The organism is Falsiroseomonas sp. RANM36 (assembly GCF_056682175.1).
The window spans coordinates 616629-623622 of the sequence record NZ_JBWXTD010000004.1 but is presented as its reverse complement, the minus strand read 5'-3'; the positions used below and the strand labels follow the sequence as shown (position 1 = coordinate 623622).

The following is a 6994-nucleotide window of genomic DNA, read 5'->3' as shown; positions in this document are numbered from 1 at the left end:
GGCGCCCCCCGCGGCGCCCCGGGCGCGCCTTTCTCCGCGCGGGGCGGGGGGGGCGGCCCCGCGCTCGGCCCGCGCGTGGTGAAGGATTCTTCTCTGGGCGGCGGCCGCGAGAGGCTTGCGCAGGCGCTGGGCCGCGAGCTTGCGCGCATCCATCGCATCCGCCCGCCGCGCGACGATCTAGCCTTTCTCGGCGCGCCGCCGGCCGATGCCGGGCTCGCCGCCATCGCGACGCTGCGCGGCCGGCTGGATGCCGCGGGCACGCCCCGGCCCGCCATCGAATGGGGCCTGCGCGCCGCTGAGCGCAGCGCGCCGCCGCCGGTCGCGCCCGTGCTGGTCCACAACGATTTTCGCACCGGCAACCTGATGCTCGATGCCTCCGGCATGACGGGCGTGCTCGATTGGGAATTCTGCGCCTGGGGCGACGGCCATGCCGATCTCGGCTGGCTCTGCGCGAAATGCTGGCGCTTCGGCAATGTCGCGCAGGAGGCCGGCGGGCTCGGGCCGCGCGACGCCTTCTACGCGGGCTACGAAGCCGAGAGCGGCGCCAGCGTGGAGGATGCGCGCGTGCGGTGGTGGGAACTGATGGCGCATCTCCGATGGGCCGTCATCGCCGCCGACCAGGCGCAGCGCCATCTGTCGGGCGAGGAGCGCAGCCTGGAACTCGCGCTCACCGGCCACATCGTCCCCGAGCTCGAATGGGATATTTTGATTCTTTCGGAGGGGCGCTGATGCTCGAGAAGCCCGACGGCCCCGATCTGCTGGCCACCGCGCGCGAGGTTCTGCTGAAGGAATTGCTGCCAGCGCTGCCGCCCGACAAGGTCTTCGCGGCGCGCATGGTCGCCAACGCCATGGCGATCGCCGCGCGTGAGGCCCAGGCGGATACGGCCGCCGTGCCGCCGCGCGACCTTGCGCCGCTTTCGCGCGAGATCCGCGCGGGCCAGCACGACCCCGGCACGCCGGGCCATGATGCGGTGCGCGAATGGCTGCGCGACTATGCGCGGCTGCGCGCGAGCGTCAGCGCGCCGAAGGCCTTGGGCTGAACGTCACGCCGCGGGGGTGACGACCCCGCGGCACTCGCCGAAGCCGATCGCTGCAAAACCGTCCTTGCGCGCGCGGGCGCTGAGGAAGACCTCGTCCCCATCTTCCAGGAATCGCCGCGTCTCGCCGCTCGCCAGTGTCAGCGGCTCCCGCCCGCCGCGCGTGATCTCCAGCAGCGAGCCGAAGCCCTCCGCGGTGGAGATCGTGCCGGTTCCCAGCAGGTCGCCCGGCTGCAGGTTGCAGCCGCCGCTTGTGTGATGCGTGACGAGCTGCGCCGGCGTCCAGTAGAGCCCGCTCGCCTGTCCGAGCGAGAGGCGATGCGGCGGCAGCCCCTTCTCCCGCAGGCCGGACGTCAGCAGCAGCACTTCCAGCTCCAGCCCCAGCGCGCCATGCGCCTGGTCGGCCGCGTCCCACAGATAGTCCATCGGCTTCGGATCGCCCTCGGGCCGCGCCGGCTGCGCGATGCGGAAGGGCGCCAGCGCTTCCGGCGTAACGATCCAGGGGCTGATGGTCGTCCCAAAGTTCTTGGCGAGGAAGGGGCCGAGCGGCTGGTATTCCCAGCCCTGGATGTCGCGCGCCGACCAGTCGTTCAACAGGCAATAGCCGGCGATGTGCTGCGCCGCCTCCCCGATCGGAATGGGCTCGCCCAGCGCATTGCCGGGCCCGATCCAGATCCCGAGCTCCAGCTCGTAGTCCAGGTTGCGCGAGGGACCGAAGCTCGGCTCCGTCTCGCTCGCCGGCTTGCGCTGACCCTTCGGGCGTCGCAGCGGATGGCCCGAGGCGACGACGGAGCTGGCGCGGCCGTGGTAGCCGATCGGCACATGCTTGTAGTTCGGCAGCAGCGGATTGTCGGGGCGGAACAGCGCGCCGACATTGGTGGCGTGCACGATGCCGGCGTAGAAATCGGTGTAGTCGCCGATCCGCATCGGCACATGCAGCGTGCAGCCCGCCGCCGCATGCAGCATCGGCGCAAGCGCAGCCTGATGCGGCGAGCCGTCCCCCAGCAGGTCGAAGACCTGCCGCCGCAACGCAGCCCGCAGCGAAGGGCCGAGCGAGAGAAAATCGTTCCAGCCCTCCAGCATGCTGGCATCCTCGACCGCCTCGGCGACCTCGCCGTTCAGCAGGCCCGCTTCCAGCGCGGCCTCCAGGTCCAGGACGCGGTCGCCGATCGCGATGCCCATGCGCGGCATCTCGTCCTCCGCCGTGCAAAAACTGCCGAGCGGCAGGTTCTGCAGCGGGAAGTCCGGATGGCCGTTCGCGCTCGTGACGAAGCTGCGCCGCGCGGCGAGATGCGTATGGTCCAGCATGGTCTCAGCGCCGCCCCGGATCGAAGGTCTTGCGCAGCCCCGACCAGCAGTCGAGATAGCCCTTCTGCAGCTGCGGCAACGCGGCGGCATAGGCGGTGACGCGCTGCGGCAGCCGCGTCTCGAACATGAAGGCCATGGTGTTCGCCAGCTTGTGCGGCGCGAGTTCCACCGTGGAGGCCTTCTCGAAGGCGTCCGCGTCCGGGCCGTGCGGCAGCATGCAGTTGTGCAGCGAGAAGCCGCCGGGCACGAAGCCCTGCGGCTTGGCGTCGTACTGGCCGTAGATCAGGCCCATGAACTCGCTCATCAGGTTCATGTGGTACCAGGGCGGGCGGAAGGTGTTCTCGGCCACCATCCAGCGCTCGGGGAACAGCACGAAGTCGATATTTGCCGTGCCCGGCGTCCCGCTCGGCGCCGTCAGGCAGGTGAAGATCGAGGGATCGGCGTGGTCGAACAGGATCGGCCCCACCGGCGAGTAGCGCGTCAGGTCGTATTTGTAGGGCGCGTAGTTGCCGTGCCAGGCGACGACATCGAGCGGCGAGTGGCCGATCTCCGTCGTCCAGAACACGCCGCCCCACTTCACCGTCACGCGATGCGCGCCTTCGACATCCTCGTAGGCCGCGACGGGCGAGAGGAAGTCGCGCTGGTTCGCCATGCAGTTGGCGCCGATCGGGCCGCGTTCCGGCAGGGTGAAGGCGCCGCCGTAGTTCTCGCAGACATAGGCGCGCGCCGGCCCCGAAACCTCCACGCGGAACTTCACGCCGCGCGGGATCACCGCGATCTCGCCCGGCGCCGCGTCGATCACGCCGAACTCGGTGCGGAAGCGCAGGCTGCCCTGCTGCGGCGTGATCAGCATCTCCGCATCCGCGTTCCAGAAGGTTTCGTCCGTCATGCTCGCGGTCACCAGCGCGATATGCGCGGCCATGCCGGTCTGCGAGGACGCGTCTCCCGCCGTGGTGATCGTGCGCATGCCGGTCAGGAAGGTCAGCGCCTGATCCGGCAGCGGGATCGGGTCCCAGCGCAGCGGCTGGATCGGCAGGTCATGCGTCGCCGTGTCCGGCGCGCTGACCCAGAGCGGCAGGTCGCGCTTCGCGAAGCGCCCGATATGCGCGACCGTCGGGCGGATGCGGTAGAGCCAGCTGCGCTGGTTGCTGGCCCGCGGCGCGGTGAAGGGCGATCCGCTCAGCTGCTCGGCATAGAGCCCGTAGGCGCAGCGCTGCGGGGAATTGCGCCCGATCGGCAGCGCGCCAGGCAGGGCCTCGGTCTCGAAGCCGTTGCCGAAGCCGGACATGTAGCCGGCGGTGGCGGCGGTCAGGCCCTGCGGGGGGGTGATGTCCATGGCTGGCCTCCTCGTTTGCCTCGATATAGCGCAGCCCGCCCCGGCTTGCCCAATGCCCCGTGGCGGGGCCAGTCTGCGCCGGAGATGAGGGGAAACCGGGCATGAGCCTGCGTGGCAGCGCCTGCATCGTCGGCGCCTATGAGCATCCGACCCGTAAGGCGGAGGACAGGTCCGTCGCGCAACTGCATGCCGAGGTCGCCTGGGGCGCGCTGCAGGATGCCGGGCTCTCGAAGGACGACGTGGACGGCTATGTCTGCGCCGGCGACGCGCCGGGGATGGGGCCGCTCTCCATCGCCGAGTATCTCGGCCTCGACCGCCTGCGCCATGTGGACAGCACCGATATCGGTGGCAGCTCCTACATCGCCCATGTCGCCCATGCCGCCGCGGCCATCGCGACAGGGCGGTGCAACGTGGTGCTCATCACGCTGGCCGGCCGCCCGCGCAGCGAGGGGCAGGCGACCGGCACCGCGACCCGCGCGCAGAATCCCGCCGTGCCGGACGACCAGTTCGAGATCCCGATGGGCCGCACCGTCGCCGCCGCCTACGCCATGTGCGCGATGCGCCACATGCACGAATTCGGCACCACATCCGAGCAGCTTGCCTGGATCAAGGTGGCGGCGAGCCACCATGCGCAGCACAACCCGCATGCGATGCTCAAGAAGGTGGTGACGGTCGAGGAGGTGGTGAACTCTCCGCTGGTCGCCGATCCGCTGCACCGGCTGGATTGCTGCGTCATCAGCGATGGTGGCGGTGCGCTGATCGTCGCGCGGCCGGAAATCGCGCGCAGCCTGAAGCGCCCGGTGGTCGGCTTGCGCGGCACCGGCGAGGCGCTGAAGAACCATGCCGGCGGCTACAACGACCTGACCTTCTCCGGCGCCCGCTGGTCCGGCGCGCGCGCCTTCGAGGAAGCCGGCGTGACGCCCGCCGACATCCGCTACGCCAGCATCTATGACAGCTTCACCATCACCGTGCTGATCCAGCTGGAAGACCTCGGCTTCTGCGCCAAGGGCGACGGAGGAAAGTTCGTCGCGGACGGCAACCTGATCAGCGGCGTGGGCAAGCTGCCCTTCAACACCGATGGCGGCGGGCTCTGCAACAACCACCCCGCCAATCGCGGCGGCATGACCAAGGTGATCGAGGCCGTGCGGCAGTTGCGCGGGGAAGCGCATCCTGCCGTGCAGGTGAAGGATTGCGGCCTGGCGCTGGCGCATGGCACCGGCGGGCTGCTCGGCCATCGGCATGGCAGCGCCACCCTCATCCTGGAGCGGCTGTGATGAGCTTCGACGAGCGCGCGATCCCGGCCCCGATCCCCGATCCGACCACCGCGCCCTTCTGGCACGCCGCGCGCGAGGGCCGGCTGCTGATCGGCCGCTGCAACGACACCGGGCGGCACTTCTTCCCGCCGCGCGGCGTCTCGCCCTTCACGCTCTCGCCGAATGTGGAGCTGGTCGAGGCCAGTGGCCGCGGCGTGCTGTACAGCTGGACCGTGATGCGCACGAAGGAGCCCTACATCCCGGCGATGGTGGAGCTGGCGGAGGGCCCGCGACTCTTCACCAACCTGGTGCAGGTCGCGCCGGAGGATGTGCGCATCGGCATGGCGCTGCGCGTCGTCTTCGTCCCGACCGCCGACGGTCCGCCGGTGCCGATGTTCGCGCCGGCCTGACGCCGTTCAGCCGGCTGCGCGATGCAGGTCGCGCAGCCGGCGCATGCCCAGCCGCTGCACGCCTTCGCGCGCGATGGCCGCATCGCAGAAGCCGTTGCCGAACAGCCGCAGTTCCTCGGTGCGCCAATGCGGCTGGCCGCGCGGATGGCCGCGCAGGATGTCGCCGATGTCCTCCGGCGCGTTCGGATGCAGCGCGACGTAAGTGAGGCCGGGTTCCGCCGGCGTGACGAGCGTTTCGTAGGCCGCCTCGGTCTCGGCCAGGGACACGCCCGGCGTCATCGCGAAGCGGTCGATCACCGGCAGGCCGGCGCCGTCGAGCTCCGCGACCGCTTCGGCATAGGGGCCGGGGTCCACCTCGCCCAGGCGCAGCACGCCGAGATAGGTGGGAAGTTGGCGCGGCAGCAGCAGCGGCAGCCTATGCTCGCGCGCGATGCGCAGCGTCGCCGGCAGCAATTCGGGCAGCAGCGCCGCGCCCATATGCGTGTCCAGATGCGTCACATCCATCCCGGCGGCCAGCGCGCGGTCCAGCTGCGCGCGCATCTCTTCCTCCGCCGCGAGCGGGTCCACGGCACGGCGCAGCGAGAGGCAGTCGCGATGGAAATAGCCATCGGCATCCAGCAGGCCGGAGGCGGCGCTGCGCACCGCGACCGGCCCCCAGCGATAGCCGTACCACTCGCTGGTCAGCGTCAGGTGCACGCCGAGATCGAGCGACGGATCGGCGGCGGCCTCGCGCGCGATCTCGGGGAACCATGGGCAGGGCACCATGACGCTGCCGCAGTCGATCCGCGCGGCGCGGGCGAGATCGAGGAAGGCCTGGTTGGAGCCGTGGCACATGCCGACATCGTCGGCATGCAGGATCACCACGCGCGCGTCCGCGGGCAGGTCGAGCAGGCGAAGGGTCGGGCTCATCCGCGCTCCAGCATCCAGCGCAGCACCAGGGGGATCTGCGCGGCCATCATCGAGTAGCCATGGTCAGCGACGGCGCCACGCGCCCGGGCGGCCACCATCAGCGGCGTGTCGGCGCGGTTCACCACGTCATAGACGAAGCCCGGGATGAGCGCGGCGTCGCAGGGCAGGCGGTCGTCGCTGCCCATGCCGATGGCCGAACAGTTCACCAGCACCTCGCTCGGGCCGAGATGGCGCTGCACCGGCACGCCCGGGAACTCCGCCGCGACCGCCCCGACCAGCGACTCCGCGCGGCCCGTGTCGGGATCGTGAATGGCGAGGGCGGCCGGTGCTTCGCCGGCGATGGCCATCGCCACCGCACGGCCCGCGCCACCGGCGCCGAGCAACTGCACGCGCCGACGCGCAATCGGCAGGCCCGCGGCGCTCGCCGCGGCCAGGAAGCCGGCGCCGTCGACCATGCTCGCCTCCCACCCGCCCGTGCCGTCCGGGCGCAGCAGGTTGGCGCTGCCGGCGCGACGCGCTGCGGTGTCGCAGCGAGCGATCCGCGCAGCATCCTGCTTGTGCGGGATGGTGCAGACCACGCCGGCGAGGTTGCGCAGATGCGTCACGCCCGCGAGGAAATCCTCGAGCCGCCCGGCCGGCACATGCGCCGGGAGATAGGCGCAGTCATGCCCCGGGGGGGGGGGGGGGGGGGGGGGGGGGGGGGGGGGGGGGGGGGGGGGGGGGGGGGGGGGGGGGGGGCGG

Annotated in this window: 8 protein-coding genes; 4 read left to right on the top strand and 4 right to left on the bottom strand. The window is 71.3% G+C overall.

Features of this window, described 5'->3' with window-relative positions:
* Window positions 1-729 (top strand): phosphotransferase family protein (locus AC1MIR_RS16790; protein ID WP_480029326.1); only part of this gene is annotated, 729 nt, incomplete at its 5' end.
* Window positions 729-1040, top strand: coding sequence for a DUF6285 domain-containing protein (locus tag AC1MIR_RS16785; protein ID WP_480029325.1), 312 nt, complete (start codon window positions 729-731; stop codon window positions 1038-1040). The genes AC1MIR_RS16790 and AC1MIR_RS16785, both read left to right, overlap by 1 nt.
* A gap of 3 nt (window positions 1041-1043) precedes the next feature.
* On the opposite strand, the gene fahA is transcribed toward AC1MIR_RS16785, so the two are convergent.
* Window positions 1044-2345, bottom strand: a complete 1302-nt coding sequence (gene fahA, locus AC1MIR_RS16780; protein ID WP_480029324.1) for a fumarylacetoacetase — start codon at window positions 2343-2345, stop codon at window positions 1044-1046.
* 4 nt (window positions 2346-2349) lie between these two features.
* The gene (hmgA, locus tag AC1MIR_RS16775; RefSeq protein WP_480029323.1) at window positions 2350-3681 is read right to left on the bottom strand and encodes a homogentisate 1,2-dioxygenase; all 1332 of its coding nucleotides are present in this window, start codon (window positions 3679-3681) and stop codon (window positions 2350-2352) included.
* A gap of 101 nt (window positions 3682-3782) precedes the next feature.
* On the opposite strand from hmgA, the gene AC1MIR_RS16770 reads away from it, so the two are divergent.
* Both AC1MIR_RS16770 and AC1MIR_RS16765 read left to right on the top strand, forming a co-directional pair.
* A complete protein-coding gene (locus AC1MIR_RS16770; protein WP_480029322.1) occupies window positions 3783-4955 on the top strand; it encodes a thiolase domain-containing protein in 1173 nt (390 codons plus the stop codon).
* A complete protein-coding gene (locus AC1MIR_RS16765; protein ID WP_480029321.1) occupies window positions 4955-5344 on the top strand; it encodes a Zn-ribbon domain-containing OB-fold protein in 390 nt (129 codons plus the stop codon). The genes AC1MIR_RS16770 and AC1MIR_RS16765 overlap by 1 nt, the downstream gene beginning before the upstream one ends.
* Window positions 5345-5350: 6 nt before the next feature.
* Here AC1MIR_RS16765 and AC1MIR_RS16760 read toward each other — a convergent pair whose 3' ends face one another.
* Together AC1MIR_RS16760 and AC1MIR_RS16755 are read right to left on the bottom strand one after the other, a co-directional pair.
* Entirely contained in the window at window positions 5351-6253 is a 903-nt protein-coding gene (locus tag AC1MIR_RS16760; RefSeq protein ID WP_480029320.1) for a polysaccharide deacetylase family protein, read from the bottom strand.
* A complete protein-coding gene (locus AC1MIR_RS16755) occupies window positions 6250-6894 on the bottom strand; it encodes a hypothetical protein (protein WP_480029319.1) in 645 nt (214 codons plus the stop codon). The genes AC1MIR_RS16760 and AC1MIR_RS16755 overlap by 4 nt, the downstream gene beginning before the upstream one ends.
* Window positions 6895-6994 lie beyond the last annotated feature (100 nt).